The sequence below is a fragment of the Arthrobacter sp. NPDC056493 genome, from assembly GCF_042795115.1.
Classification (GTDB): Bacteria; Actinomycetota; Actinomycetes; order Actinomycetales; family Micrococcaceae; genus Arthrobacter.
Genome location: NZ_JBHTSL010000019.1, coordinates 38,617 through 63,977 on the forward strand (window position 1 = coordinate 38,617; position 25,361 = coordinate 63,977).

The 25,361-nt window shown below is 65.7% G+C and carries 27 protein-coding genes and 1 tRNA gene; 11 read left to right on the plus strand and 17 right to left on the minus strand.

Going from position 1 to position 25,361, the window contains the following annotated elements; translation table 11 throughout:
- Window positions 1-304: 304 nt before the first annotated feature.
- The 6 genes from ACFQ50_RS10275 to ACFQ50_RS10300 all read right to left on the minus strand — a co-directional run bounded on the left by ACFQ50_RS10275 (window position 305) and on the right by ACFQ50_RS10300 (window position 3,347).
- Window positions 305-445, minus strand: a complete 141-nt coding sequence (locus tag ACFQ50_RS10275; RefSeq protein WP_377995425.1) for a hypothetical protein — start codon at window positions 443-445, stop codon at window positions 305-307.
- Window positions 442-1,716 (minus strand): hypothetical protein, encoded by a 1,275-nt coding sequence (locus ACFQ50_RS10280; protein WP_377995426.1) that lies wholly within the window; start codon window positions 1,714-1,716, stop codon window positions 442-444. Before ACFQ50_RS10280 ends, ACFQ50_RS10275 begins: the two co-directional genes overlap by 4 nt.
- 29 nt (window positions 1,717-1,745) lie before the next feature.
- Window positions 1,746-2,483, minus strand: coding sequence for a phage antirepressor (locus ACFQ50_RS10285; RefSeq protein ID WP_377995427.1), 738 nt, complete (start codon window positions 2,481-2,483; stop codon window positions 1,746-1,748).
- Entirely contained in the window at window positions 2,480-2,920 is a 441-nt protein-coding gene (locus ACFQ50_RS10290; protein ID WP_377995428.1) for a hypothetical protein, read from the minus strand. The genes ACFQ50_RS10285 and ACFQ50_RS10290 overlap by 4 nt, the downstream gene beginning before the upstream one ends.
- The gene (locus ACFQ50_RS10295; protein ID WP_377995429.1) at window positions 2,917-3,045 is read right to left on the minus strand and encodes a hypothetical protein; all 129 of its coding nucleotides are present in this window, start codon (window positions 3,043-3,045) and stop codon (window positions 2,917-2,919) included. Before ACFQ50_RS10295 ends, ACFQ50_RS10290 begins: the two co-directional genes overlap by 4 nt.
- An 80-nt stretch (window positions 3,046-3,125) precedes the next feature.
- A complete protein-coding gene (locus tag ACFQ50_RS10300) occupies window positions 3,126-3,347 on the minus strand; it encodes a helix-turn-helix transcriptional regulator (protein WP_377995430.1) in 222 nt (73 codons plus the stop codon).
- A gap of 146 nt (window positions 3,348-3,493) precedes the next feature.
- Between ACFQ50_RS10300 and ACFQ50_RS10305 the strand changes: the two genes are divergently transcribed.
- Genes ACFQ50_RS10305 through ACFQ50_RS10315 form a run of 3 tightly spaced genes read left to right on the plus strand, consistent with a single transcriptional unit; the run spans window position 3,494 to window position 5,929 of the window.
- On the plus strand, window positions 3,494-3,979 hold the full coding sequence (locus ACFQ50_RS10305; protein ID WP_377995431.1) for a helix-turn-helix domain-containing protein: 486 nt from the start codon (window positions 3,494-3,496) through the stop codon (window positions 3,977-3,979).
- Window positions 3,972-5,156 (plus strand): tyrosine recombinase XerC, encoded by a 1,185-nt coding sequence (gene xerC, locus ACFQ50_RS10310; protein ID WP_377995432.1) that lies wholly within the window; start codon window positions 3,972-3,974, stop codon window positions 5,154-5,156. Before ACFQ50_RS10305 ends, xerC begins: the two co-directional genes overlap by 8 nt.
- Entirely contained in the window at window positions 5,153-5,929 is a 777-nt protein-coding gene (locus ACFQ50_RS10315) for a hypothetical protein (protein WP_377995433.1), read from the plus strand. Before xerC ends, ACFQ50_RS10315 begins: the two co-directional genes overlap by 4 nt.
- A gap of 123 nt (window positions 5,930-6,052) precedes the next feature.
- Here the strand turns inward: ACFQ50_RS10315 and ACFQ50_RS10320 are convergent.
- A tRNA-Lys gene (locus ACFQ50_RS10320) sits at window positions 6,053-6,125 on the minus strand.
- A 235-nt stretch (window positions 6,126-6,360) separates the two neighbouring features.
- On the opposite strand from ACFQ50_RS10320, the gene ACFQ50_RS10325 reads away from it, so the two are divergent.
- The 3 genes from ACFQ50_RS10325 to ACFQ50_RS10335 all read left to right on the plus strand — a co-directional run bounded on the left by ACFQ50_RS10325 (window position 6,361) and on the right by ACFQ50_RS10335 (window position 8,912).
- A complete protein-coding gene (locus ACFQ50_RS10325) occupies window positions 6,361-7,020 on the plus strand; it encodes a hypothetical protein (protein ID WP_377995434.1) in 660 nt (219 codons plus the stop codon).
- A 256-nt stretch (window positions 7,021-7,276) separates the two neighbouring features.
- Window positions 7,277-7,894, plus strand: a complete 618-nt coding sequence (locus ACFQ50_RS10330) for a DUF47 domain-containing protein (RefSeq protein WP_377953153.1) — start codon at window positions 7,277-7,279, stop codon at window positions 7,892-7,894.
- Between the two features lies 1 nt (window position 7,895).
- Window positions 7,896-8,912 carry an anion permease gene (locus tag ACFQ50_RS10335; RefSeq protein ID WP_377995435.1) on the plus strand — a complete coding sequence of 339 codons (1,017 nt, stop codon included), beginning with the start codon at window positions 7,896-7,898 and terminating at the stop codon, window positions 8,910-8,912.
- A gap of 84 nt (window positions 8,913-8,996) precedes the next feature.
- Here the strand turns inward: ACFQ50_RS10335 and pstB are convergent, their stop codons facing one another.
- The 4 genes from pstB to pstS form a co-directional block, all read right to left on the minus strand.
- Window positions 8,997-9,776, minus strand: a complete 780-nt coding sequence (pstB, locus tag ACFQ50_RS10340) for a phosphate ABC transporter ATP-binding protein PstB (RefSeq protein WP_377995436.1) — start codon at window positions 9,774-9,776, stop codon at window positions 8,997-8,999.
- 84 nt (window positions 9,777-9,860) lie between these two features.
- A complete protein-coding gene (pstA, locus tag ACFQ50_RS10345; protein ID WP_377995437.1) occupies window positions 9,861-10,970 on the minus strand; it encodes a phosphate ABC transporter permease PstA in 1,110 nt (369 codons plus the stop codon).
- A complete protein-coding gene (gene pstC / locus ACFQ50_RS10350) occupies window positions 10,971-11,903 on the minus strand; it encodes a phosphate ABC transporter permease subunit PstC (RefSeq protein WP_377995438.1) in 933 nt (310 codons plus the stop codon).
- 123 nt (window positions 11,904-12,026) lie between these two features.
- On the minus strand, window positions 12,027-13,148 hold the full coding sequence (gene pstS, locus ACFQ50_RS10355) for a phosphate ABC transporter substrate-binding protein PstS (protein WP_377995439.1): 1,122 nt from the start codon (window positions 13,146-13,148) through the stop codon (window positions 12,027-12,029).
- Between the two features lie 260 nt (window positions 13,149-13,408).
- Here pstS and ACFQ50_RS10360 point away from each other — a divergent pair, with 260 nt between their 5' ends.
- Window positions 13,409-13,957: a flavin reductase family protein gene (locus ACFQ50_RS10360; RefSeq protein ID WP_377995440.1), complete on the plus strand. Its 549-nt coding sequence runs from the start codon at window positions 13,409-13,411 to the stop codon at window positions 13,955-13,957.
- Between the two features lie 98 nt (window positions 13,958-14,055).
- Here ACFQ50_RS10360 and ACFQ50_RS10365 read toward each other — a convergent pair whose 3' ends face one another.
- Window positions 14,056-14,799, minus strand: a complete 744-nt coding sequence (locus tag ACFQ50_RS10365) for a hypothetical protein (RefSeq protein WP_377995441.1) — start codon at window positions 14,797-14,799, stop codon at window positions 14,056-14,058.
- A gap of 83 nt (window positions 14,800-14,882) precedes the next feature.
- Window positions 14,883-15,617, minus strand: coding sequence for a DUF5058 family protein (locus tag ACFQ50_RS10370; RefSeq protein ID WP_377995442.1), 735 nt, complete (start codon window positions 15,615-15,617; stop codon window positions 14,883-14,885).
- 299 nt (window positions 15,618-15,916) lie between these two features.
- Here ACFQ50_RS10370 and ACFQ50_RS10375 point away from each other — a divergent pair, with 299 nt between their 5' ends.
- Window positions 15,917-17,350, plus strand: a complete 1,434-nt coding sequence (locus tag ACFQ50_RS10375) for an amidase (RefSeq protein ID WP_377995443.1) — start codon at window positions 15,917-15,919, stop codon at window positions 17,348-17,350.
- Here the strand turns inward: ACFQ50_RS10375 and ACFQ50_RS10380 are convergent.
- The 3 genes from ACFQ50_RS10380 to ACFQ50_RS10390 form a co-directional block, all read right to left on the minus strand.
- Entirely contained in the window at window positions 17,334-18,287 is a 954-nt protein-coding gene (locus ACFQ50_RS10380) for an Lrp/AsnC family transcriptional regulator (RefSeq protein ID WP_377995444.1), read from the minus strand. The genes ACFQ50_RS10375 and ACFQ50_RS10380 overlap by 17 nt on opposite strands.
- Before the next feature lie 88 nt (window positions 18,288-18,375).
- On the minus strand, window positions 18,376-18,879 hold the full coding sequence (locus tag ACFQ50_RS10385) for a hypothetical protein (RefSeq protein WP_377995445.1): 504 nt from the start codon (window positions 18,877-18,879) through the stop codon (window positions 18,376-18,378).
- A 9-nt stretch (window positions 18,880-18,888) separates the two neighbouring features.
- A complete protein-coding gene (locus ACFQ50_RS10390; protein WP_377995446.1) occupies window positions 18,889-20,844 on the minus strand; it encodes a primary-amine oxidase in 1,956 nt (651 codons plus the stop codon).
- A gap of 120 nt (window positions 20,845-20,964) precedes the next feature.
- Here ACFQ50_RS10390 and ACFQ50_RS10395 point away from each other — a divergent pair, with 120 nt between their 5' ends.
- The 3 genes from ACFQ50_RS10395 (at window position 20,965) to ACFQ50_RS10405 (ending at window position 23,854) form a co-directional block, all read left to right on the plus strand.
- Complete coding sequence (locus tag ACFQ50_RS10395; protein WP_377995447.1) at window positions 20,965-21,555, plus strand: TetR/AcrR family transcriptional regulator; 591 nt, start codon at window positions 20,965-20,967, stop codon at window positions 21,553-21,555.
- A 124-nt stretch (window positions 21,556-21,679) separates the two neighbouring features.
- Window positions 21,680-22,741, plus strand: a complete 1,062-nt coding sequence (locus ACFQ50_RS10400; RefSeq protein ID WP_377995463.1) for a D-TA family PLP-dependent enzyme — start codon at window positions 21,680-21,682, stop codon at window positions 22,739-22,741.
- Between the two features lie 153 nt (window positions 22,742-22,894).
- On the plus strand, window positions 22,895-23,854 hold the full coding sequence (locus ACFQ50_RS10405) for a helix-turn-helix domain-containing protein (protein ID WP_377995448.1): 960 nt from the start codon (window positions 22,895-22,897) through the stop codon (window positions 23,852-23,854).
- A gap of 37 nt (window positions 23,855-23,891) precedes the next feature.
- Here the strand turns inward: ACFQ50_RS10405 and gdhA are convergent, their stop codons facing one another.
- Window positions 23,892-25,229 carry an NADP-specific glutamate dehydrogenase gene (gdhA, locus tag ACFQ50_RS10410; RefSeq protein ID WP_377995449.1) on the minus strand — a complete coding sequence of 446 codons (1,338 nt, stop codon included), beginning with the start codon at window positions 25,227-25,229 and terminating at the stop codon, window positions 23,892-23,894.
- Window positions 25,230-25,361 lie beyond the last annotated feature (132 nt).

The following is a 25,361-nucleotide window of genomic DNA, read 5'->3' on the forward strand; positions in this document are numbered from 1 at the left end:
TGCGAAACGGTTTCGGAACGGTTCGGATCCGTTCTCGGCCCAACGTGCGCCCGTGCGCGTCCACCATCGGAACCGTTCGGATGCGAGGCGAATTCTGGCCCAACGCCCGCAACCATGCGTTCGGGGTTCGCACCGTGTGAACGTTCGGATCCCGGTGAATGCGTACCGTACGACTTCGTTTGTGGCCCAACGGGCGCATGCACGCGTTTGCCTTTCGTACCGTCCGAATGCTGCGTCTCTGTTTCTGGCCCAATGCATGGTGCATGCCCTGATTGCGCACCGTGCGCGTTCGCGTCCCTGGCGGTCATTTGCTGCGCTCCTTCGGGTTGTTGGGGCAGGTGGGTTCGTGGGCGATGTCCACGGTCCAGGTGGTGGCTGACTGGGTGGTGACTGTTTCGATGGGCACGCACTGCCAGCACTGGGAGGGCGGTATGTAGTCGGTCATGCGGTTTCCTGTTCTGGGGTTTCGATCTCCCGGGATGGGTTGCACCATGCGTACTGGCGCGGGATTGAGGTGCCATTGCCGAGGTCGTGCTGGGCTTGCATGCGGCGGCCAAGTTCGAGGGTGTTCCGCATCTTCTGGCCGGTGGTGGTCCTGCCGCTCTGGTGGTAGGCGGGATCCCATGGCGTGAGCTGTGTTGATGCGGCCTTGGCTTTGGCTTCCTCTAGGCGTTCGGCCTTGTGCTGTTCGCGCTGTTCTTTCTTCCACGCGATCTCTTCGGCCACAGTCAGGCCCTCTGGAGGCGTGCCGGGCGCCCAGTAGTCTCTGCCGAGGATCGCGTCGACGTCGATCTCCCCGGTGTGGTTCGGGTCGTCGGTCCAGCGCTCCTGGTTCAGCCATGTGGCGGGTGCTGCCGTGTATTGGGGATCCTGGCCTTTACGTTCGTCCGCGTACCTGCGGGCGCCGGCGGCCAGCTCCTCAGCCGTGGCGCCGTTCTTCCGAGCCTTGGAGTAGGAGTTCACCGCGGCTCCCCTACCTACATGCTTGGGGTAGATGGCGTACCAGTCGTTGAAGTCCTCTGCCAGTTGCTTGGCAAGGGCAGCCTTGGACTGGGCTGGTTCCTCCGGAGCAGGAATATCGATCAACATCTGTCCCTGCTTCACTTCTCGCGCCTGCGCGTCAGCTTCGGCGACGGTGATGGAGTGGTGATTATTGTTGTGGTCTTTGATGTGGTGGGAATGGTCTGGTGGGGGCACATGGGTGTCCGGTGATTCGTCCCATATGTCCGGTGTTTCCTCATGGGTGTCCGGTATTTCTTCACTTGTGTCCGGTGTTTCCTGAGAATTGGCGGACATGGGTGTCCGGTCATTGCTTGAATCACTGTTCACGGGTGTCCGGTGATTCAGTTCGTCCGGTTCCAGGAGGGGCACGCGTTCGAGGAGGTCTGACGGGATGGTGAGCCGGTACTCGCTGGCATACCCGCCAGCCTGTCCGCGGCCTTGGGAGTGGCCCTTGAACACGAGCTCCAGCATTCCCGTCTCTTCAAGCTCGGTCTGACCGCGCCGGACGGTCATCTCGCTTGTCCCTAGGACCGCGGCGAGCCGCTTCTGTCCCGGCCGGATCTTGGTCCCGTCCGCGTTGGCGTAGGTGGCCATGGCGAACCCGACGAGCTTCACGCTCGGCACGCTGACGCGGATGCGGCGCAGGATGCGTTCCCACTCGAACCTTCCAATGGGTTCGCGGGTGAAGTCGCGGTCCTGGTCCAATGCGTGCACCTCCTCTTTCGGGTCTATGGGGATTGTGTTCAGCGGGCGGAAACGGACGGCCGGGCTAGCTCACCAGCGGCCTCTGCGGCCCGTGCTAGCTTGCGGCGGAGGAAGTCGAGACCCGCCGGCCGAACCATGGTTGTCGCTGTCGGCACCAGTTCGTTCTTGCGGTTCCGGTAGCTGCCAAGCTTGACCTCGAAGTGGTGCGCGTACTTCTGATACGGCAGGTTGTTCCCCTGGAGGATGCCGAGGCGGCGCAGCTCGCGGTACAAGATGTTGGGCCCGTAGCCGAGTGACTTCGCTGAGGCCTGCATCGAATACAGGCCATCGGTGGCCATAAGGGCCTCATAGGCCTCCACCTTGGGTGTGGCCGCCTCCAGTTGCTCGTGCGTGTCCGCAAGCTGCCGGAGCGCGTCAGCGAAGCTCTGGGGCAGCTCATAGGCCGGGCCAGCGGTGTACGTTCCCGTCCTGCGGAGCACCGGCAGGACCTCCCCCGTGATCCACCGGCGGAACTTCACGGCCTCCGGCTTATCGGAGCGGATGACCACCTCGTACATTCCGGCCTCGTTCACGATGCTGGCCGTCTGCTTGCGGCCCATGGAGTCGATGACCTCAGCCTGGCTTAGGGCATCGGCGTCGATCCGCTGGGAGATCATCGTGGCGTTCCGGAGGCCCAGGACAGTGCAGAGGTCCGCGAGGACAAACCAAGGCTCCCCGTCCATCTCGAGGGTGCGGACGTCGTGGCCGGCGTAGACGAACTGCTGAAGGGCGCTCACGGTGCGACCATCCCCGTCAGGACGAGGCGGATAGCGCCCGGTCCTTTGAATCGCGGGTTCTGGGCTGTCCGGACGGCCGTGGCGACGAGCTCTGGGAAGGGCAAGAGGTCGCGGCATCCAAAGACCGTGTTGGCGATCTGGCTGATACCCCATTCAGGGCGGAGGGAGTTGATCAGGCCGAACAGGTTCTGCCAGTGGTGGCGCTCCAGAGCCGGGTCCGTGGCTGTGGCGAACGGGTTCTGGGTGTTGTCGTCCATTTCGTAGTCTCCCTGCTCCGGTGCGGTGAGTTCGTAGTCGTTCTGGCCGTCAACGTTGGCCAGGAGGCGGGCACCGTCGTAGTGGACGGGCGTTCCGGCGGGGAGGCTGGCGCCGCGGGTGTTCTGGGCTACGCCGGGGACGGGCTGGAAGGTCAGCCGGCGGGTCGTGCGGGCGTTCACCGGGTCACCGTCTTTGCGGTGGCAATGAGGCGGGCGAAGTCGTTGCCGCGCTGCGTGTAGACGAGGCCCGGGCGGGTCGGTGCTGGCCGGTTGATGGTCCGGGGTGCATACTGGTTCTTGAACATTTTTCGGATTCCTTCTGCTGGTTGGTTTTCGATGGACGGTCCTGCAGGGTGGTGCCTGCGGGGCCGTTTTCTTTTTGCGCTCAGGCCGCGCCATTCGCGTCGGCGCGGGATTCTTCCCAAGCGAGGACATCGGAGAGGCGAAACCGGACGTACTTCCCGATCGCCATCCCCCGCGGCCCCGTTCCCTTGACCCGCCACTGCCGGACGGTTGCCAGGGAGACGCCGCAGCGGTCCGCAAGATCCTGCATGGTCAGGTGCCGCTCGGCGGCGTCATGGCCTGCGCGGAGCTGGATAGTGGCCATCTTTGCTCTCCTCCTCGTTAGCTATAGGTAAACAATTGGCTTGTTGTTTATCTGCATCTAACTATCACTATATTGTTGGCGCTTGTCAAGCCTCAACGCTTCAGTGATACTTGGGTTAGAAATTCATAAACAACAAGGAGTCGACTATGGCCGAGCCAAAGCGGTTGGAAGCAGTAATTGGGGAGAACATCAGGCGATTCCGCGGCGAGATGTCACAGGCAGAGCTTGGAGAGAAAGTAGGCGAGCTTCTGGGCGGAGCCTGGTCTCGGTCGACTGTTTCGCAGGCCGAGTCAGGCAAGAGAGCTTTTGTTGCCGCCGAGATTGTGGCGCTGGCCCAGATCTTCAACCGCAGCATTCCCGAGATGTACCGGCGCTATGACTTCGGGAACGTCGTCATCTCTGATTCGTTTGTGATGTCACGGACCGACATGCTCCGCCACACCATGGCGATGGATCCCAGCGCGCTGTCCCAGCTCATTTTCACTGCAGCGGACAAGCTTGACGAGGCGCGCAACATAACCCGGCGCGCCATTGAGGACCTCGGCAACGCCGAACAGCAGCAAGAGTGGGCACTCGACATACTGACCCATGCCGGCAGAAACGAAGTTGTCGAGGATGATCCCAATGCCTAGGCCGCCGCTCCCCATCGGCTCATGGGGGAAGATCAAGCGCACCGAGCTGGGCAAGGGCCGGTGGGTGGCCAAGGCCAGGGTCCGGGACTTGGACGGCGTGACCCGACTGGTGGAGCGTAACGGCCGCACCGGCGCCGAAGCCGAGCGGAACCTCAATGCGCACCTTGCAGAGCGCACAGCGCCGTCCGTGGAGGACCTGACGCCCGAGAGCCGACTCACGGACCTCTGGGAGGCCTACGAGGCGCACCTGCTCGAGGAAGGCCGCGCCATCCGGACCATGGAGCGCTACCGGTACGCGTCCGGCTACGTCATCAAGGGCCTGGGCGGCTACAAGATCCGCGAAGCCACCACCCAGCGCCTGGACGGCTTCGTGAAGGCTCTGAAGGCCAACCACGGGCTCTCCGTTGCCAAGTCTGCCCGCGTCATCCTCAGCGGCATGTTTGGCCTCGCTGTACGGTACGGGGCGGCGACCTCAAACCCCGTCCGCGACGTCGGCACGATCAAGATGGAATCCAAGCCTGCCCGGGCCCTCACCGTGGACCAACTGCGTGGGGTGATTGATGCCCTCCGGAATTCCCCCGTCAAGCTAAACCCGGCCAACAAGGTCACACCCAACCAGACCATCAGTGAATACTGCTCACACGCCGATCTGACCGATGTGGTGATCATGTTCGCCGCCACGGGAGCCCGCATCTCCGAAGTGCTCGGGATCCGCTGGAAGGACATCGACCTCGCTGCCAAGACGGTGACCATATCCGGCAAAGTCAACCGCGTGCCGGGCGGCGGCATGATCCGCGAGAGCTTCACGAAAACCAAGTCGGGCGCCAGGACACTGCCGCTCCCCGACTTTGCCGTTTCGATGCTGATGGGCCGGCAGGTCGCCGCTGTGGCCAACATCAATGACGTGATCTTTCCGTCCACGACCGGTGCCCTCCGTGACCCGTCTGCAGTCAGCAAGCAATGGCGACGAGTACGTGCCGCGCTAAAGCTCGACTGGGTCACGTCCCACACCTTCCGCAAGACTGTTGCCACTCTCATTGACGCCCAAGGGCTCTCCGCCCGCATCGGAGCGGACCAGCTCGGCCACGCTCAGGTGTCGATGACCCAAGACGTGTACATGGGGCGCAAGGTTGTGCACTCGGAGGTCGCCGACGTTCTTGATCGGGTCGTGCAGTGAACTACGAGAACCCAAACGGAGACACTCCGGCCGACGAGAACCCATCAGATGATCCACTCCCCCACCAGTACGGTCTAGGAGCCGCAGGAAAGGGGACGTTAGCGTCCGCCGTCGCTTTTCTCAGTGTCGTCTATCCGGCGGCGGCGATACCCCTGGCTGGGGTAGGAGCGGCCCTTCAAGCCGTGGGTGAACGACTCAATACCCTGCAACAGGTCCGTACGTCCGAAGTCTTGGCGGCGGCCAGCAAAGAGAGTGCGCTGTCGCCGGAGGAAGTCGTTCGCGAGCTAATCGAGCGCGATGACCTGGTCCTGCTAGCTGCGGAAGCCATCGATGCCGCCAGGAGGTCCCGATTGCCCGGGAAGGCTGCCACGCTAGGCCAGTCTCTGGGAGCGATCCTCGCCGATGACGCTCTGCTCGATCTGGAGAGCGTCTGGCTCAGAATTGTTTCTGTCGTCGAGCCGCCGCACATCCGCATTCTGGGCCTGTTCCTGGAGCACCCCGCGCCCAGGGGAACTGGATCCACGCTGTGGCGCACGGGGCCCGTCATGAAAGTGTCAGATGTCGGCGAGGGACTCGGGCTCGACGAAGCCGTTCTTCCGCTGATTCAGGACCTCATCCGGGCTGGCTTGTTGATGGACCCCGTCGAAGAGGGAGTGGGCACAGAGGCAGGTACGTTTGTGATTGCGGATGCCTTCAGCCAGTCCCTAAAGGCCACGCCGCTTGGGGTGCAGCTTTTCGAGCGTCTTTCTTCCGCCGCGGTGGAATCGAATTAGTTGGGTTTCCGTTGGGTGGGCACCCTCTAACAGGGTCGGGCACCTCGACGGAGCTGGATGCAAAAAACCCCCAATTCCCTGTATTTGCAAGGAATTGGGGGTCTCCACTCTTCGCTAAAAGAGTGGGCCCTGTGGGGATCGAACCCACGACCCACGGATTAAAAGTCCGATGCTCTACCAACTGAGCTAAAGGCCCAAACTGTCTGCTGGAATGCGGGCTTCAACAGCCTGCAAACGCGAAACAGTTCCCGTCCATTTCTGGACGTTTAATACTGTACCCCAGACGGTGGCGACTTCAGGACGGCGCCCCGCCGCCGCCGTCGAACGTGTCTTTGCCGGGAGGCGGCGAGGCTTTGGCGCTGTGGTTGGAGGCCAGCCGGGCGCTGCAGAGGACGCTCGATTCCGGTTCCCTGCAGGAGTAGCGTGGGACCATGAGCCAGAATGCAGGAACCAGCGGCCCGGGCGGGGCGGAGCGGCACCACAAACCGAAGCCTTTTGCGCCCATTGATTTCGAACCTTTCGCAGGCGGCGCCGACCCGGCGCGTGTCTCGGAAGCCGCGCACCTGGCCGCCCAGGCCCTGGTGCGCCACGGGCGGGACAGCGATGATCCCGTCATCACCAAACGGCTGGTTAAGCTGGCCGACGAGCAGGGGCTTGAGGCAATAGCGGAAATGTGGGCTGAAAGCCCGGCACGCTCGCTGCCCGGCGCGCTGTGGCGGCTGTATGCCCTCCGCGCGGCAACGGTGCAGGATCCCGAGCGCATCTCCGTATATTTCAAGGCGGGCAAGGACACCGCCCAGGTCTCCAACGTGGTGGCCGGTGCGGCAGAGCCGCCTGGCGCCGATGAAATGAAGAACATGGCGGACGCCATCCTGTCCGGAGCCTTCGACGGCGACTTCGACGTTGCGCTGGAGCGGTCCGCCGCGTTCTGCCGCGTGGTGGCGCTCGGCCAGGCCACGCTGGCGGACGGCGCGGAGCACTCGAACGAGAGCCACGCGCGCAAGCTGACGCGCAACTCCCACCTTCTCGTGAAGACCGCAGAGGACCTGGAACACGCTGCCAATGCCTGGCGGCTGGGTGAGCTTGACTGACCCATCAGCCCCGATCTGTCAATGTTGACTTGGCCCAGCCAAAGTAGAACACTGAAATAGGTGCCGAACCGCGAAACCCCCGGGCTTCAACATTTAGCCGCCTAGAGCGGCCTACCGCCGAGAGGCGTATCCGGTTCGGCACCATTTTTATGCCCCAACGCAGGTGCCGGTAAAGTACTGACTAGCTGCGGCTCGGACGTCAAGTCAAAGACTCCCGCGGCGTCCCGCCCTGACGATCCTCCGGAGACCGGTACTCATGAAGCTGCGCCTTTTTCCCCAGGAACCCGCAGGCCTGAACCTTCTTTCGCAGCTGGCCCGGCAGATCGTCTTTGCCAGCGCCACCATGGCGGAAATCCTGGGCGCACCGGCCACCGAACACAACCGGCTGGTGGAGGACATGCACAACCACGAGGCAAAGTCGGCCGAGCTGCACTTCGCCCTCCTGACCCATATGCGCACCAGCTTCGTGAATCCCCTCCCCCGCGAGGACATGTACGCCCTGTCGCAGAGCCTGAACGAAGCCATTGAAAAGCTGGACGCCGCGGCCGAGCTGGTGGCGCTGTACAACCTGGACCGGCTGCCGAAGCGCGCCGCCGACCAGTTGGAGATCATCAGCCGCCAGGCCGAGCTTACGGCTGACGCCATGCGCCGGCTGAACAACCTGGACGACCTTGAGGACTACTGGATCGAGGTCCTGCGCCTGGCCAAGCGGGCCGAACGCACGCACCGCGTGTGGGTCGCGGACATGCTCAAGGACATGAAGTCAGCCCAGTATGCCCGCAACCGGGACATCGCCAACCAGCTGGTGGACGTCACCAAGGACATGCGCCGGATCGCAACCCTGGTGGGCAGCATCATCGTCAAGGAATCCTGAGGTGACGCTGTTCATCTTCGCCCTGGTGGTGCTCCTCACCGCGGCATTTTCCTTCATCAACGGTTTCCGCGACGTGTCCACATCGGTGGCCCTGGCCGTGCGCACACGCGCCCTGACCCCCACCGTGGCAGTACTGCTGGCCGCCCTTTTCAACCTCATCGGCGCCCTGTTGAGCGCCGGACTGGCCGTGGCCATCAGCCAGAACTGGGTTGCCCTCCCGCGGGGGGACAGCGGCCTGACCATCATCGCCGCCGGCGTTGCCAGCGCGTGCGCCTGGGGCATTTTCCTGTGGTGGCGGGGCGTCCCGTCCTCCTCCACGCATGCCCTGGTGGGTGGACTGGCGGGGGCCGGAACCGCCAGCGTGGTGGTGGGCGGCAATTCGGTGGGCGGCGTGGACCAGTCGCTCCTGTTCCAGGTGGTCCTCCCCCTGGTCCTCTCGCCTGTTGTTGCCTTCGTCGCCGCCTACCTGCTGGTGTTTCCCGTCACCTGGGCTGCGCGCTACACCCAGCCGAGCGTGGTCAACAAACGGTTCCGGTCCGCCCAGGCCATCGCCGCCGGCGCCGTGGCCTTTGGCCACGGCCTCCAGGACGGCCAGCGGGTCAGCGCCGTATTCATCCTGGCCCTGCTGGCGGCCGGCTATTCCGACGGCGGCTCGCTTCCCCTGTGGGTGGCGGTGCTGTCCGCGGCAACGATCACGGCGGGCACACTGTTTGGCGGCTGGCGCATCTCGCACACCATTGGCTACCGGCTCACCCGGATCGATCCCCTGCGCGGAGTGGTGGCCCAGGGCTTCAGTGCGCTCCTGCTGTTTATTGGCGCCATCGGACTGCACTGGCCCGTGTCCACCACCCACACGGTCACGTCCTCAGTGCTGGGCGCCGGGGAAAACCAGCAGTTCGCCACCATCCACCGCAAACTGGTAACCCGGATCCTGTCGCTGTGGGTCCTGACGCCGGCAGCCACGGCCGCGGGGGCCTTCGTCCTCGAACTGGCGCTCTCCCCGCTAATCGGCATCTGAAACCCGCGTTAAACATCGATTGCTCCGTAGCTGCCCTTCTGGGCGTTCAAAAGGGCAGTTACGGAGCAATCGATGGCTTGTGTGTTATCCGAAGCGGCCGGAGACGTAGTCCTCGGTGGCCTTCTGGCTCGGGTTGTTGAAGATGGTGCTGGTCTCGGCGAACTCGATCAGCTTGCCCGGCTTGCCGGTGCCGGCGATGTTGAAGAACGCCGTCTTGTCCGAGACGCGGGCGGCCTGCTGCATGTTGTGGGTCACGATCACCACTGTGTACTGGTCCTTGAGCTCGTTGATGAGGTCCTCAACGGCCAGGGTGGAGATCGGGTCCAGCGCGGAACACGGCTCATCCATGAGGATCACCTGCGGCTCCACGGCAATGGCGCGGGCAATGCAGAGACGCTGCTGCTGGCCGCCGGACAGTCCCGAACCGGGCTTCTCCAGGCGGTCCTTGACCTCGTTCCAGAGGTTGGCGCCCTGGAGTGAGCGCTCCACCAGGGCATCTGCCTCGCCCTTGGAGATCTTCTGGTTGTTCAGTTTCACGCCGGCCAGGACGTTGTCCCGGATGGACATGGTGGGGAACGGGTTGGGCCGCTGGAACACCATGCCGATCTGGGAGCGCACCGTCACCGGGTCCACGCCGGGTCCGTACAGGTTGTCGCCGTCGAGCAGCACCTCACCCTCGACGCGGGCGCCCGGCAGCACCTCGTGCATGCGGTTCAGCGTGCGCAGGAAGGTGGATTTGCCGCAGCCCGAGGGGCCAATGAACGCGGTAACGGACTTGGCCTCGATGTTGATGCTGACGTCCTCAACGGCCAGGAAATTGCCGTAGTACACGTTCAGGTCTTTGACGTCGATGCGCTTGGACATGATGTTCCTTAACTTGCTGGTATGAAATGAAGTCTAATTCCCGGCTTCCCGAGCCGAAATACGATCCGGTATGGCCGGGGACGCCTAGCGGCCGGTCTTCGGTGCGAAGACCCGGGCGATCAGGCGGGCGCCGAGGTTGAGCAGCATCACCAGGATGATGAGGACCAGGGCGGCACCCCACGCCCGCTGCGACGACGGGTCGGGGTTGGACGGGGAGGTGGGGTTCAGGATCTGCGTGTAGATGAACGTCGGCAGCGAGGCCATCCACCCACCGAACACGTTGTTGTTGATGCTCGTCGCAAACCCTGCGGTCACCAGGATCGGTGCAGTCTCACCGATCACCCGGGCGATCGCCAGGGTGACGCCGGACGCAATGCCGGAGATCGCCGTCGGGATGACCACCTTGAGGATGGTCCGCCACTTGCGGACGCCCAGCGCGTAGGCGGCCTCGCGGAGCTCGTTGGGGACAATCTTCAGCATTTCCTCGCTGGAGCGGACCACCACCGGGATCATCAGCACGGACAGCGCGACGGCGGCGACGGCGCCGGTCTTGGTGCCGGGCCCCACCACCGCGAAGAAGAACGCGGCGGCAAAGAGTCCTGCGACGATGGACGGGATGCCGGTCATGACGTCCACGAAGAACGTAATGGCGCGGGCCAGCGGGCGGTCGTTGCCGTATTCGACGAGGTAAACCGCCGTCAGCAGGCCCACCGGAACGGAGATGACGGTGGCCAGCAGGGTGATCTGCACGGTGCCGATGAGGGCGTGGTAAATGCCGCCGATGACGGGTCCGGTGCCTTCCGCGGCCCGGTTGTCGAACACCCCGGTGACGCCATTCATCGACGTGCCGAGGAAGCCGGGGTTGAGCAGGCCGGGAACGCCGTTGACCACGACGGTCCAGATGACGGAGATCAGCGGGAGCAGCGCCACGAGGAAGGCGCCGACCACGAGGCAGGTTGCCAGCTTGTCCTTGGCCTTGCGCGCACCCTCAACGGCGGCACTCCATCCGACGAGTCCAGCGGCGAACAGGATGGCGGAGACAACTCCCCAGCCGAAGGCGTTGAATCCGATCAGGGCAAGGATGGCAGCCCCGAGGACCAGCGCGACGCCCAGGACCACGTAGGGGGCGTACTTGGGCAACTGGCCCTTCGTCAGGGCGGACCGCTTGCGGACCGGGGTCAGGGTGGAGGTCATTTAGTTGGCTCCCGAGAATTCTTTGTGCCGGCTGATGATCCACCGGGCGATCATGTTGACGGCGAGGGTGATCACGAACAGGACCAGGCCCGCGGCGATCAGCATGCTCACCTTGAGGCCGCTGGCCTCCGGGAAGTTCAGGGCGATCTCGGCGGCGATGGTCTGGTTGCCGGACTGGATCAGGCTGGCCGTGAGCGCACCGGAGGACAGCACCAGCGCCACGGCCATGGTTTCACCCAGGGCGCGGCCGAGGCCCAGCATGACGGCGCTGATGATGCCCGGCCGGGCGAAGGGCAGTACCGACATCTTGATCATTTCCCAGCGCGTGGCGCCCAGCGCGAGGGCTGCTTCCTCGTGCAGCTTGGGGGTCTGGAGGAAGATCTCGCGGGACAGCGAGGTGATGATGGGGATCACCATGACGGACAGCACGATGCCGGCGGTCAGGATGGTCTTGCCCGTGGCGGAGGCCGGACCGTGGAAGATGGGCAGCCAGCCCATGTTCGCGGCGAGCCAGCCGTAAGCGGGCGAAATCTGCGGGGCCAGGAAGGCGGCGCCCCAGGCACCGTAGATGACGGAGGGGATCGCGGCGAGCAGGTCGATCACGTAGCCGAGCCCCGAGGCCAGGCCGCGCGGGGCGAAGTGCGAGATGAAGAGCGCGACGCCGATGGACACCGGCGTGGCGATGGCCAGGGCGATGATGGCCGCGATGAGGGTACCGACGACGATCGGCCAGATGTACGCAAAGAAGCCCTCGCCGCCCTGGATGTCCGCGGCCGGCGCGGTGAAGGCGGGAATCGCCTGGATGACGAGGAAGAGAGCCACGCCGAACAGTACGGCAAGGATCAGGCAGCCTGCTGCGAGGGCCGCTCCGGAGAAGACTTTGTCCCCGGCGCGGCCGGCGCCTCGGGAACTGGTCAGGGAGGTGGTGGTCATACCCGGCCCTTCGGTGTTGGTGATGCGTCAGAGGTGGATCGTGCTGAAACCGCGGGTTACACGGCTAAGTTCCCCGCCCTGCCTGGCGGCTGGGCGGGGAACTTCGGCGTTCAGGACAAGACGTTACGACTTGACCTTGATGGATTCGATGGACTTGACGGCCTTCGCGGCCAGGGCGGCGGAGATCGGAGCCGACTTGGCGGACTCGGCGGCAGCCTTCTGGCCCTCTTCGGAAACTACGTAGTTCTCGAAAGCCTTGACCAGGTCGACGGTTTCCTGCTTGTCGTAGGTGGAGCAGACGATGTGGTAGGAAACCAGGACCACCGGGTACGCGCCGGCTTCGGTGGTGGTGCGGTCAAGCTTGATGGCACCGTCGGTGTCGGCGCGGCCTTCAACTGCCTTGCCGGCGTCGACTGCCTTGGACGCGGCTTCCGGGGAGATCTTGACGAACTCGGAACCGACCTTGATCTGGGCGATGCCCAGCTTGCCGCCAACGGCGGAGTCGTCGGCGTAGGTCACGGCACCGGGGGTGTCGGTAACGGTCTTGACGACGCCGGACGTGCCCTTGGCGTTCTCGCCCTTGAGGGATGCAGGCCAGATGCCGTCGGCCTTGTCCTTCCAGACATCGGGAGCCGTAGCGGAGAGGTACTCGGTGAAGTTCTTGGTGGTGCCTGAGTCGTCAGAGCGGCTCACCGGGGTGACGGCGAGGTCCGGGAGCTTGGCGTCCGGGTTCAGGGCGGCAATGGCGGGGTCGTTCCACTTGGCGATTTCGCCACGGAAGATCTTGGCCGCGGTGGGGGCGTCCAGCTTCAGCTCGGTGATGTCCGGCAGGTTGAACGCAATGGCGATCGGCGAGATGTAGACGGGGATCTCGATGGCACCCTCGGGGCCGCACACCTTCTTGGCGGAAGCCAGTTCCTCATCCTTCAGGTAGGCGTCGGAGCCGGCGAACTGTGCCGAACCGTCGAGGATGGCCTTGCGCCCGGCGCCGGAGCCGTCCGGGGAGTACTGTACGGTGGCGCCCTGGTTGGCGGAGGCGAAGTTGGTCTTCCAGACGTCCATGGCCGCGCCCTGCGCGGAGGAGCCGATGCCGGTCAGGGTGCCGGTGACCTTGGTGCCGGCGGCGGAGGCGCTGCCTGCCGGGGCGGCGTTCGTGGCATTGTCTGAACCACAGGCGGTGAGCGCGAGTGCGCCAGCGGCGATAACAGCGATTGCCGCGTGGCGGCTGAAGCGGAGTGCCTTCACTGGGTGTACCCCTTCCAGGGTTTCTGATGCGGTGCGGACCGGAGACGTCCGAACGTGAGATGCGTACTTTTTGTACCTTCACTGAAGTTAAGGGCCGCAGGTAACAAGTTTTGGGGTGCGAGATGAACGGATGGTTAACGACGGCGGGCCATTGGCTTACAGATGCTGGGTTGCCATTGCGTTAGGTGCGCCACAGCCGTAGTGGTTTCGTCACACTCTTAACAGCGTTAACAACCGCCCCACGTGGCACGATGGGGCTCATGGAAACTTCAGGGCCGCTGGAGGCACACCGGTTGGGCGAGGGTCGGCTGGACGCCGACGTGGACCTGTACCGCAGGCTGAGTTCGGACATCACCGCCGGCGTCGCTGTGGTTTCCACCCGGCTGCGGAACAGGGACTACGCCGCCACGGTCAGCGCCTTCCTGTCGGTTTCCTACGACCCGCCCACCATGCTGGTCAGTCTGTACGCGGAGTCCCGTATCGGCGAGGCCGTGGAGGAGGCGGGCACCTGGGCCCTGAGCGTTCTCTCCGGCAAGCACGAGCGCACGGCGACGTGGCTGGCCAGTCCGGGGACACCTCTGCACGGGCTGCTGGCGCAGGTCCCGTTCCGCCGCGGACCGGCCACAGGAGCCGCGGTTATCGACGGCTGCCTCGCCTACTTCGAGCTGCGGACCGTTTCGGTCCATTCTGCCGCGACCCACCTGCTGGTTGTGGGCGAGGTGCTGGCCATGGGCAGCAGCGCGGAACTGTCCGAGGCCCCGGACCCGCTGGTGCACTTCGGTTCGGAGTTCCGCCGGCTGGCACCGTAAATACTCAATGGCACGCGTAGCCACTGGCACGGCAAAAGGGTGCGTTCCACCGGGACTGACCGGCAGAACGCACCCAGCGCCTTTCGTGGGGTGTCGGTTTACTCGAGGTGCAACGGCTGTGCCGGGCGGCTGGCCGTGGCAGGCCGCCTGTCCCGGAGGAACCACGCCAGCAGCACCGTCCCCAGGACGGCGATGGCGGTGGAGACCATGGCCAGTCCCGGAACCGCCGGGAGGACAAGGAAGACGACGGCGGCTGCCACGGCCAGGGCGATGACGGTGGTCCTGGGCTGCTTCATGGAGACAATGGCCTGGACCAGCACGGCGCCGAGGACCGCGGGCAGCACATACAGGCGGGTCACATTCATGACGGCAGGCGGAATAACGCTGATGAGCCAGCTCCCCAGCAGCCCCACGAAGAGGACCAGTGAGGCCAGGTGTACGGCGGCCGCACCGCAGATGGCGACGACGGAGGCCAGCTGGCCGCGGCGGGTTCCGGGCTTGGCGCCGATGTTGGTCTGCGCGATCAGGGCGGCTGGCAGCAGCTTGTTGGAGATGTTGCCGATCATGAAGGCCTGGTACATGGCGGCCGGTCCAAGGATGGGGTAGTACGTCAGCGGCTCGACGATCCAGATGATCCCAAAGGTGGCGGCGACGGCGGCGAAGGCGATCCAGAGCTGCGCCGGCGCAATGTCCAGTCCGCCGGCGAAGACGAGGTACAGGGGGCCGGCGACGGAGACCAGCAGGCCCGCGATCATGGTGGTGCGTCCCCAACGCGAGGTGGTGCGGTCAAACTCGGCCATGGCTTGGTCCGTGGCGGCTGGTGCGGTGCTGGTGGCGGTCATAACTGGATTCCTGTCCGGTATTAAGGGGATCTGGGTTGGTCCGGTTCGGGTTCTAACGGGTCGCGCTGAGGCGGACGCGCGGCTCAGGCGCCGGACGTGAAAAGTGCGGCGGCGAGGGCGGCGACGATCGAGATGCCCAGGCCCCACTCCCGCAGCCAGCTCCTGTCGAGTGCCTTGGCCAGCAGCAGGGACAGCGCCATCACGGCGGCGGACACGGCAAAGGTGACCACGTGGGTACCGGACTTTGGCAGCTCCGTGAAGCCCAGGCACGCGAACGCGCCGATAAGGGCCGCCGCGGGGACAATGGCCATGGCCGCCGGGTTGATCGCGCGGACCTTGGCGTCGCCGCGGCGGAGCAACGGGGTGAGGATCAGCGTGGCGATCATCCACATGGCTCCGCCGATGCTCATGGCAAAGAACGCCACCGCGAAAACGCTTTGGGTGTAGCTCTCGTCGCCGAGCTTGGCTCCCAGGGTGCCGGCAGCGATGCCGGCCGCCGAGACGTCGTAGGCGGCTGAGCCGATCAGTCCGATCCTGGATAGCACGGCGGGTGCGCCGAAGAGTGCCAGCAGCGCGATGGCCACGAGCGCGACGGCGAGTGAGGGGCCGATCGCCGAGACAGCACCGGACCGGAACGACGTCCTGATGTCCCCTGGTGTCATCTGCACCGAGGGTGCTGCCCGGCGCACTGCCCTGAGGAAGATCAGCGACTGGATCACGATGACGCCGAAGACGCCTGCCACGCAGAGCCAGAGGACGGGGGCATTGGCGATTGCAAGGATGTCCGTGGAGCCGGTGGGTGCCAGGGATGCGTGCATGGGAGCCTCCTGATTGTGGCCCGCTGTGGGCCGGCGATGCTGATGCCGCGGGCAGGACCGCTGCGTTGCGGAATCTGTTCCTCCGACCGGATCGGCCAGCAGGTTAGGAATACTGTCCGGGAGACCGGTCCGGGACGGCAAGGGATGGCGGAATCGGCCAAAGTTCTGGCCGGATCAGTCATGCCGCGGATTCATTTGCTGATGCCTTCCGCTCCCGCTTCCGGTCCACCACACTTCAGGGAAGAACAACTGTGCAGGGTACAACCGCGCAGTCTTCAACCGCCGCCCGAAGGAGCACCATGTCTGACGCCATCAGCGAACTTTCCGCCGTCGAGCTCACCGCCGCCATCCGGAACAGGGAAATCTCGGCGAGGGAGGCCCTTGACTGCCACCTCGAACGCATTGCCGTTGTGAATCCCCGGCTCAACGCGGTGGTGACCCTCGACGCCGAGGGCGCAGCCAAGCGGGCAGCCCGCGCCGACGAACTCACTGCCTCCGGCGCCGAGCTGCCGCCCCTGCACGGCCTGCCCCTGACCCACAAGGACACCAACAACACCGCCGGCATGCGCACCACCCAGGGCTCGGTGGTGTTGAAGGACTTCGTGCCGGCCAGGGACGACCTGATCATCGCCCGGCTCAAGGCGGCCGGCGTGATCAGCACGGGAAAGACGAACGTTCCCGAGTTCGGGGCAGGCTCCCACACGTTCAACGAGCTCTTCGGCACCACTACCAATCCTTATGCGCCCGCGCTTAGCTCAGGCGGAAGCAGCGGCGGCGTGGCCGCCGTCGTCGGATCCCGCGTGCAGGCAATGGGTGACGGCAGCGATATGGGTGGCTCGCTGCGGATCCCCGCGTCCTTCTGCAACATCGTCGGATTCCGGCCGTCCCAGGCCGTCATTCCGATGCCGTCCGATCTCAACGCCTGGTCCTGGCTGGGACGGACCGGCCCGATGGCGCGCACTGTGGATGACATCGCACTGTTCATGTCCGTCACCGCTGGACGGGATCCGCGCGTGCCGCACCCACAGGTGATCGATCCGGCCGATTTCCGGGCCGGGCTTGGGACCGACATGCGCGGCATCCGGATCGGCTGGTCCCGGGACTTTGGCATCGGGGTTCCGGTTGAACCGGAAATCGCCGACCACCTGGAACGCCAACTCGCAGTGTTTGAGGAACTGGGAGCAGTGGTGGAGGAGGCGTGCCCGGATTTCAGCGAGGCGGATCTGGTGTTCGGCAACACGCGCGCACTGGATTTCGCCGCCGGGCTGGGCGGGCTGGTCGCCGAATCAGGCGACCTCATCAAGCCGGAGGTGCGGTGGAACGTCGCCAAGGGTCTGGCCCTCACAGCCGAGGACATCATTGCCACCGACGCTGCCCGCACCCGGCTGGAACACAAAGTGCAGGACTTCTTCACGCGCTACGACATCTTTGCCAGCCCGTGTGCGCAGGTCCTGCCGTTCGATGCGTCGCTGCGCTACCCGCAGGAGGTGGCCGGCGTGGCCTCGGAAACCTACCTGGACTGGATGCGGTCGGCGTGCCTGCTCTCCGCCACCGGCCTGCCGGTGCTGAGCCTGCCTGCCGGGTTCAGCAGCTCGGGCCTGCCCATCGGGCTGCAACTGGCCTCCAACCACTACACCGATGTGCAGCTGCTGCGCTGGGCAAGGGCGTTCGAGCAGCAGACGCACTACGCCGCCGTCGCTCCCAAACTGGGGGGCCTCAACCAGCCCGCATGATGCGTCCGCCGCGCTTGCGCGCATCCAGCAGCACGGACACGTCCACGCCGGCGGCCTGTGCCGCCCAGTCGGAAGCAGTTATCAGGCGGTACAGGGACGGCAGGTCGGGCACGGTCACGTCCGCCACGATCTGGTAGCCACCGGCGAGCGCTGCCGCATAGCGCACCGTGGGCAGCTCGGCCAGGCTCCTGCCGAGCTGTTCCACCTGGTGCGGCGCAGCCCTGATCCACAGCAGCGCCTCGACGGCGAGCCCCAGGGCAGCGGGTTCCACCACCACGCGGGGCTGGACCTGGTTGTTGGCAAGCAGCCATTCGCAGCGCCGGCGGGCTGTTGCTTCCGAGACCCCGACCCGCCGTGCCAGGGCCTCGAAACTGATGCGTCCATCCGCGCAGAGGGCTTCCACGAGCTCGGTGTCCTGCCGGCTCAGGGCCTGCCTGACTGCGAAAACACCCGCATCTGAAGCAACCGGCGAGCGCAGCGCGTCGGCCTGCTCGGCCGTGAGCATCTCGGGCCGCCAGCCCTGGATGGTCCGGAAATACCGCAGCACCGGATAACTCACGGAGTGCCGCAGGCCGATTGTGGAGGGCAGTTCGTCGGAGAGGATGTCCCCCATCCGGTCAGGATTGGTGAGGATCTCGGCCACGCAGTCCCCATTGCCTGTGACGGTATAGACGAACGTGGTGTCAGAGCGCTGCGCCAGTGATTGGGCAGCGGCGCGGGCCGTGCCCGGGGTGCAGCGCATTTCCACCAGCATCGACGCCGGATGCGGCCGGACGGCGGCGATGGCGACGGCGCCGGATTCCAGGAGCTGCGCCCCGCGCCGGGCGACGGTGCGCTCCGGCTCGCCGAGGACGGCGGCCATCTTCCGCCACGGGCAGCGGGGATCCAGCTGCAGGGCAGCCACAATCTGGCGCTCCAGTGAATCGAGCAGGATCATTCGCACTCCGTCATCCGCAAAACAGGCCCTCCGCCAGGGCTCCATTCCAGCATGGAGCAGGCGGGGCCCCGCCCCCACCCTGTCCGTGTCATCGAACCGGCGCCGCTGTCCGGGGGACGGAGCGAAGGCGGGCGAGCAGCGTCGCGGCGAGGAACGCCGTCGTAATTTCCAGGACGACGATTGCCAGCAGGCCTTCGGCCCCCGGCGCCAACAAGCCGGACGAGCCGGCTCCCGGCACCGGCAACGCGGCCGCCCCGGAATGGGCGTGCCCGGACGATCCTCCCCCGGAGAAGGCGGGGCCGCTGAGCAGCAGGACCGCGTGCACGGCTGTCATGGCCAGGGCGCAGCCCATCACCTGACGCAGGGCACTATCCCGGCCGCCGCGCCACAGGTGCACGGCGCAGGGCAGGCAGACCCCGACCATCCCGAGCATCACGGCGCTCAGCCACGGACTGTGGTGGTTCCCGGCGACCAGCCACAGATGCACCCCGCAGGAAGCGGCGGTCACGGCCGAGACGGCGCGGGAGTGCAGGATATGACGGGACCTGGCGATGGGACCTGTGGACCGGCCCCATCGCTGCAAGGCAGTCACGGCCTGTGCCTAGCCATGGCAGTGGGATCCCGACTGTGCGTTCGGGTTGGCGGGCACGTCCAGGACCGGGCTGCGGTCGAAGAAGCCCTCGGGGCGGAGCTTGAAGCCCACCGTGTCCACCGGCATGATGGGCCAGTCCTCGACGCGCGGGAAGTGTGTGAGTCCGAAGGTGTGCCACACAACGATGTCCTGGCCGTCGATGTCGCGGTCCTGGGCGATGTAGGCGGGAAGGCCCGCGCCGCCGGAGTGCTGGTTGACGAAGTCGCCGGTCGGGTAGCGCTCGTCGTCGGCGTACCGGGTGACCCACAGGTCCTTGGTGGCAAACGCCGCCCGCCGGGCAATGGAGGACCCGGGGTCTGCCATGAGCGTGGGCTGGTTGTGGGAATGCAGCTTGTAGCCCACCGGCTCGCCCAGGCGGTTGCGGGATTCGGGGTTGGAGATGATCCAGGTCCGGCCGGAGCGGGCATCCGCTTCCCGGACGGCCTCCGACTCGCGGGCCAGCACGGTGCGCTTCCGGGAGAACGCGTTGCCGCGCTCGTTGCCCGGGCCCATGGCCTGCCGGACCACGTCCTCTTCCTCCACCCTGTTGGTGAACCCGTCGATGGCCATGTCCAGGCGGGCGCTGAAGATGTGCTGGTGGAACGGGGCCCCCAGGCCGGGGGCGAGCTGGGAGATGTTGTCCGAGCCGCCTTCCGGGAAGGCGGACGTGAAGACGACGCCGGTGGCCTTGGCTTCGAATTCGATGGTGCCGTCGAGGTAGAGGTACCAGTAGAAGCCGTAGTCGTAGTTGCCGATCGTGGCGAAGAAGGAGATCACCATGCGGCGGTTCCGGCGGGTGTAGTTGATCCCGGTCCAGAGGTCGGAGTGCTTGGCCAGGATGCCCCAGTCCTCCTCGTGCATGCAGATGCCGTTGCGGATCTCCCGCGGGTTGCCGAAGGCGTCGCTGATGACCGGGCTGAGGTAGGTGATCTCGCCAAGGCAGTCGCAGCCCAGTTCGAGGGAGTTCGCGTACTGCCCCACGAGGTACTCCCCCGTGTCGAAGTAGTTCTGCCAGGACCGGATCGGGGACGGGTCGCCGTACGGGACCACCATCTCGGCGATCGACGCGCGGTTGATGATGGGCCGGAGCCGGTCCCCGTCCCGGAAGCCGATGTTGTGCAGGACCACGCCCTCCCGGACGTCAAAGCCGACGTCGAGGCTCCACTTCTCCCACTCGATGTGGTTGCCGCCGGTCACGGTGAAGCTGGGGCCTTCGGGCTGGGTGATGCTGATGGGCTTCTGGGTGGTGCGGAGCGGACCCGTGAGCTCGGGATCGGTGTAGTTGCCATGCTCTGCCGGGATTGGCATTGGGCCCAAGTCAATGACCTGGGTGACTTCCTTGCTGACCACGTCGACGTACGCCACGAGCCCGTCCACCGGGTGGGCCCAGGCGCTGTCCTCGGGGAAGTCCTGCACGAAGGCGAGGCCGCGGAGGATGCGGCGACCCTTCTCTTCCGGGTACTCGAACACACCCGCTGACAGCGGCGCCACCCGGACCTTGCTGGCGTCCAGGTTCCGCGCGGCCAGGGCCTCAAGCCACCGCCCGTCCGTGGCCAGCAACTGCTCCACCACCTCGAACTCCTCTTCCAGGACCGGCAGTTCGCCGGTGGCCGCGGTGTCGAGTTCGACGGCGGAGATCACCGTGCCGCTGGTGACCGAGACAGTGACGTCCTGGGGACGGGCGCCGGAGACGTCGTGGATGAAGACCCGGAACCGCCGGTCTTCCGCCTCGCTGGCGGTTTCACGGGCGCGGTCGGATCCGCGTGCCCCGTCGGTTTCTCGGGCAGGGTCCAGAAGGCCCAGGTAGGCAAGGCGCTTCTCCGGGCCAAGGAGGCCCCCGGAACGAAGAATGCCCTGCACCGCGCCGATGTCCGCGGCTGAGGCAAGGCGGAACGGGCTGGCTGTTTCTGTGATGGAGAGCGTCATGGCGGCCTTCGTCCGGGACCCTGGCGGGTCGGATTTTTATTTTCTATAGTTGTAGAGAATAAGCGAACGTAAGATGGCTCACAAGAGTCTGGGCGAAAATATTTACTGGGGAGCGGCCGCGTGCCAAAGATTGTTGACCACGACGAGCGCCGCCTGGAACTCGTCGATGCGACCTGGCGGATCATCGCCCGGATGGGCATTGAAAGCGCCACGATGCGGGAAATTGCCACCGAGGCAGGCTTTGCAAACGGTGCGCTCAAACCCTACTTTCCCACCAAGGACACGCTGCTGACGTTCGCGTTCGGGCACGTCTTCAACCGGACCAACGAGCGCATCGCCGAAGTCACCGCCGGACTGTCGGGACTGGCGGCCCTGCGGGCCTTCTGCGTCGAGGTGCTCCCGCTGGACGAGGAAAGGATCAATGAAGCCCGGATCGTCATCCCCTTCTGGCAGAAGGCCATCAACGATCCCGGCAAAGCGCAGATCCACCGGGAATCCATGCAGCAGTGGCTGGATACGATCCGGCGCCACCTTGCGGAGGCCAGGGACAGCGGGGACGTGAGCACCGCCGTCGACGACGACAGCCTGGCCGGCCAGCTGCTCAACATGCTGCTGGGCGCCCAGATCGCGGCTGCACTGCTTCCCGAGGGCCAGACGGAGCTCGGACTGGACGGGCAGCTCGAGGGCTTCCTTTCCCTGCTGGCCCACTAGCCGGCTCACCCCGCGAGCCTGAAGACCCCCACTCGCTGCGGACCCGCGCGGACCGCAGGAACCGACCCGCAACCAGGAGACCCCGACAGTGACCATCCCGCAGGAAATCGATACACCGGACATCATGATCGACGTCGACATACTCGACCGGAATATCGAGCGGATGGCGTCAGCCGTCCGGGCGCGGGGCCTGAGCCTGCGCCCGCACGCCAAGACCCACAAGGTTCCCGAAATCGCCGCCCGCCAGATCGCAGCCGGAGCCTCCGGGCTGACGGTGGCAACCATCGGCGAGGCTGAAGTGTTCGCAGCTGCCGGAGTGGACAACCTGTTCATCGCCTACCCCCTCTGGATTTCGCCGCACAAAGCCAACCGCCTCCGGCGCCTGTCGCAGACTGCGCAGATCGCCGCCGGCGTGGACTCCGTGGAGGGTGCAACGACGCTGGGATCCGGGCTCGGGAAGGCGGCTGGGAACGTCAGCGTTCTGGTGGAAGTCGACAGCGGCCACCACCGCAGCGGCGTCCACCCGGAATCCGTCGCCCCGGTCGCCGAGGCGGCGGCGCGCGCAGGGCTGAAAGTCGAGGGAGTCTTCACCTTCCCGGGACACAGCTATGCGCCGGGCATGCCCATCGAGGCCGCCAGGCAGGAGCAGCAGGCGCTGAACCAGGCGTCCGAGGTTCTTGCCGCGGCAGGATTCGACGTCACCTGCCGCAGCGGCGGCTCCACGCCGACGGCGATGCTGACCGGGAATTCCGCTGCCACCGAGGTGCGTCCAGGGGTGTATGTCTTTGGCGACGCCCAGCAGCTGGAACTGGGGCGGTGCGCCCTCGAGGACATCGCGCTGACAGTGGCAGCCACCGTGGTCAGCCACCATGCGGCCCCCGCGGACGGACCGGCACGTTTCATCATCGACGCCGGCAGCAAGGTTCTCGGCAGCGACCGGCCCGCGTGGGCAAGCGGCTTCGGGCGGCTGATGGACTATCCCGACGCCCGGATTACCGCACTGTCGGAGCACCACGCAACTGTCGAGTGGCACGGGCCCGATACTGCGCCTGCCATCGGGGACCGGTTGCGCGTCATCCCCAACCACGTGTGCCTTGCGATGAACCTGGTGGACGACGTCGCCGTGGTTCGCGGTGCCGAACTCGTGGACCGCTGGGTGGTGGCAGCCCGGGGCAAGAACAAGTAATCGGCCCGACCGCCTGTGTTCACCAAATCTTTTTTCGCCATGTGTTGAAAAAAGATGACAGGGCCGAATTTGGCCGCTAACCTGAAATGACTGTGTTCCAGGACACAGTGTTGGGGACCCTATTCAGATAGCCGACCGGCGTCAGGAACGTTCATGCCAGCAACCACGCCCCACCCCGCGGACCAGGCCCTCACGTCCAGCGTGGCCACCTCCTTTGACCACTGGAGGCACCTCGTAGCGCAGTCCTTTGTGCCGCTGGCCGCCGAAACGGAGCGGCCCGAGCAATTCCGCGGCCGCATGCGTTCCAGGGTGCTGGACCGCACGTGCATCGTGGAAGTTTCGGCTTCGGGACACAGCGTCCACCGCACACCGGCACTTCTGGCGCAGTCGGACCAGCGCTATTTCAAGCTCAACCTCCAGCTGGAGGGCACCGGGCTCCTCATCCAGGACAACCGCGAGGCCGTGCTCCGTCCCGGCGACCTGGCCATCTACGACACCAACCGCCCGTACACACTGGCGTTCGAAGATGCGGCCCGCATGATGGTGGTCATGTTCCCGCATGAATCCCTGTCGCTGCCGCCGGATTACGTGGGACAGCTGTCGGCCGTCCGTCTGGCCGGCGGGACGGGCCTGGCGGGCATTGTGGGGCCGTTCATCAGGCAGCTCGCCGGCAACCTGGAGGCACTCAGCGGGCCGAGCGGTTCCCGGCTCGCTGCCAACACGCTTGACCTCGTCTCCACCATGCTTCATTCGGAACTGGACCTGGCTGCGGACAGCATGAAGCCGCAAGCGCTGCTGGCCACGTCGGTCCGTGAATACATTGAGGCGAACCTCGCCGACCCGCAGCTGTCGCCGGCCGGCATTGCCGCGGCCCATTTCATTTCCACCCGCCACCTCCACAACGTCTTCCACGAATCCGGCACCACAGTTGCCAGCTGGATCCGGAGCCGCCGGCTCGAGCGCGTCCGCCGGGACCTCAGGGACCCGCTGCACTCGGGCACCTCCGTGGGAGCCGTGGCGGCACGGTGGGGATTCCTGGACGCGGCGCACTTCAGCCGCACCTTCCGGGACGCCTTCGGCGAATCACCCACCGACTGGCGGCGCGGCGCCTAAGCAGCCGGCGCCCAGATCAGCCCAGCCCAGCCCAGCCCTAGATCAAACCCTGGGCGAGCATCGCGTCCGCCACTTTGACAAAGCCGCCGATGTTGGCGCCCAGCACGTAGTTGCCGGGTTCGCCGTACTCATCCGCGGTGGAAGCGCAGCGGTGGTGGATTCCCACCATGATGTCCGTGAGGCGCTGTTCCGTGTGCTCGAAGGACCAGGAGTCCCGGCTCGCGTTCTGCTGCATTTCAAGCGCCGAAGTGGCCACGCCGCCCGCGTTGGCGGCCTTGCCCGGCCCGAACAGCACGCCCGCCTCCTGGAACACCGCCACGGCGTCCCGGGTGGAGGGCATGTTGGCGCCTTCACCGAGCGCGAGGAGGCCATTGCGCACCAGGCGGGCGGCAGCATCGCCGTCGAGCTCGTTCTGGGTGGCGCAGGGCAGCGCCACCGTCGCGTCGACGTCCCACACGGATCCGCCGTCCACGTAGGAGACGCCGCCCCTGCGTTCCGCGTAGTCCTTCAGGCGGCCGCGGTCCACTTCCTTCACCTCGCGGAGCAGGTCGACGTCGATCCCGGCCTCATCCACCACGTAACCGGAGGAGTCGGAACACGCCACCACGCTGGCGCCGAGCGTCTGGGCCTTCGCGATGGCATTGATGGCCACGTTGCCGGAGCCGGAAACAACCACGCGCTGCCCGTCGAAGGATGAGCCCTGCGTCTTGAGCATCTCCTCTGTGAAGATCACCGTGCCGAACCCTGTGGCCTCTGGCCGGACCAGGGAACCGCCCCAGGAGATGCCCTTGCCGGTCAGGACTCCTGATTCGTAGCGGTTGGTGATGCGTTTGTACTGCCCGAAGAGGTAGCCGATTTCCCGGCCACCCACGCCAATGTCGCCGGCAGGCACGTCCGTGTACTCGCCGATATGCCGGTACAGCTCAGTCATGAACGACTGGCAGAACCGCATCACCTCGGCGTCACTGCGGCCGCGGGGGTCGAAGTCTGAACCGCCCTTGCCCCCGCCGATCGGCATGCCGGTGAGGGCATTCTTGAAGATCTGCTCGAAGCCGAGGAACTTCACAATTCCGAGGTAGACGGACGGGTGGAACCGGAGGCCGCCCTTGTAGGGGCCCAGCGCCGAGTTGAACTCCACGCGGAAGCCGCGGTTGATCTGGACCCGGCCGGAATCGTCGGTCCACGGCACCCGGAAGATGATCTGCCGTTCGGGCTCGCAGAGCCGTTCCAGGATGGCGGCTTCAAGGAACTCGGGGTGCCGGTCATGAACCGGGCCGAGGCTTTCGAACACCTCGACCACCGCCTGGTGGAACTCCGCCTCGCCGGGATTCCGCGCCAGGACCGTATCCCTGACCGCCTCCAGCCGTGCATCCATGAATCTGTCCCTTACTTCCGCGAGCAACCGCCAAAGTGTATCTTTGCGCCTGCATATTGTTGAGCTTTCAACTTAACCGATTAAGACCGCAGCCGCGTAGCGGGGAGGGCAGCTATCCTCTATTCTCCGTAT